Origin of the sequence: Campylobacter sp. 2018MI13 (assembly GCF_018501135.1) — a bacterium.
Lineage (GTDB): Bacteria > Campylobacterota > Campylobacteria > Campylobacterales > Campylobacteraceae > Campylobacter_E.
Genome location: NZ_JAHCZC010000130.1, coordinates 1 through 2,127, shown reverse-complemented (window position 1 = coordinate 2,127; position 2,127 = coordinate 1). Strand labels below are relative to the sequence as shown.

At 22.3% G+C, this 2,127-nt stretch carries 1 protein-coding gene; it reads left to right on the top strand.

What is annotated here, in order from left to right; genetic code table 11:
- Positions 1–1,944, top strand: a 1,944-nt coding sequence (locus KJQ99_RS09195; protein ID WP_214150637.1) for a YhdP family protein, incomplete at its 5' end; no start/stop codon positions are given.
- Positions 1,945–2,127 lie beyond the last annotated feature (183 nt).

Below are 2,127 nucleotides of genomic sequence, written 5' to 3'. Positions count from 1 at the left end.
GGCGTTGATAATTTAGAGATTAAAAATCAGCAAGAAGCATTTAAACATATTGAAAATTATTTAAAACCAATACTAAAAGAATGGCTAATAACTAGAGTAAAATTTGATAATTTTAAAGGTAGCTTTATTGTAAAAATAAAAAATAATCAACTAGAAAATACCTTAGGAGAAGGTGTTTTTACAAATGTAATTGCAAATTATAATGATAAAGCACCAAATGCTTATGCAAAAGAAGTTAAATTAAGCTTAAAAGATTATAGTTTAAAGCTATTAGCAAATAATTTAAATTCTCAAGACAATATCACGACTATTGATGAATTTAATTTAACAATAGATAATTTATTAAAGCCAAATATTGATATAAATATCATCTCAAATAATACACTTTACAATAGTGAAATAGAAAAAATACTAAATGCTTATAATGTTGTTTTAGGGTTAAAGCAAAATAGTGGTAAAACAAGCACCTTAGTTAATATAAAACTAAACAACGACCATACTCACAATGTAAAAGTAGATGTTAAAACCAATGGAAATTATTCTTTTAGCAATTTTAACTTTAACGCTAATTTAAATATAAGTGTAAATGATAATTTAGTAGCAATTCAAGGTAATGCAGATACAAAAGAATTAAAAATAAGCAATGCGGATATAAATTTAGATACTAAAACCAAATTAGCAAGTGTAAATATAAAGACTTTAGGAATTGATTATAAAGATTATTTTTATTACAACGATAAAGCAAAAATGAATTTAAATCTAAATAATAAAACTTTAGATTTTCCGGCATTGAATACCACAATATATTTTGATAAAAATTTACTTATAAAAAGCGATATTTCAAGTATTGTTAGTTATTCAAAGCAACTTAAAAAATTAAATTTTAATGATGGAGATATTGAATTAAGTAGTAAAGACGGGGCATTTTTTGTAAATATATTTAATGCTAAATTTGATTTTAATTTATATAAAAATAATCCAAATAATTTAGATAATAATTATAAATATACTCAAGATGACTTTTATATAAGTATTCAAAACAACATAACCACAATAAATACCAAAAGCAATCTTATTAATTTAAATTCTCAAAACAATAAAACAACTATTAATCTAAATAATCTAATAATAGACGCAAATAAATTAAATAATGATGAAAATAATGATAGCAATAATAATATAGCTCTTAATTTATTAAATTCTAAGATTATTTATAAAGATTTTTTATTTAATTTCAAGAATTTAAAACTGAATAAAAATCCTTATGAAACTTCAATCAGTGCAAGTTTTATTAAAGGTGGAGATTTGATAGCCCAAATAGGAAAAAACAATTTTAAAGCCTACCTAAGAGAACTAAGCCATCAAGCACTAAATGAAATCGTAAATAAAGAAGTTTTTATAAGTGGAGAAATTGATTTAGATGCAAAAGGCAATACTTTAAGTGATTATGAAGGCTTAATTAATATAAGAAATGCCTATTTATCAAATACTAAAAACTACATAAATCTAATCGCATTTATAGAAAGCATACCGGCTTTAGTAACTTTTAATAAACCGGGTTTTACAAAAAAAGGTTTAGGGATAAAATTTGGCTCAATTGAATTTAGAAATAAAAATGACATTATAAATATTGATAAGGTTAATATTTTAGGTTACAACATAGATTGTAGCGGTCAAGGCATTATTAATACAAAATCAAAAACAGCAGATATTACTCTTAATATTTTTACTCTAAAAAATACAAATAAAATCATAAGCAATATTCCTATCGTAAAAGAAATATTTATAGGCGGTAAGGATAATAAAATAGCTACTCAATTAAAAATTAGCGGTAGTTTAGACAATCTTGAATATAAAACTAGCCTAGCTAAAGATATATTAACAAGTCCTTTTATACTTATGAAAAATATCATCACTCTACCTAAAAATATAATAGATAGATAAAAATTAGAACTACTCAAGTTCTAATTAACCAAAACAATATCAAACAAAAGATAAAAATAAATTAGATGATTTAAAAGATTTGGTTTTTATAAAAGATAATAAAGTATTTAATAAAAACTATTTAATATCAGATGAAATAGCTTTGTATTTAGAATAAAGCTAAGTTAATTAGAACTATTAAAG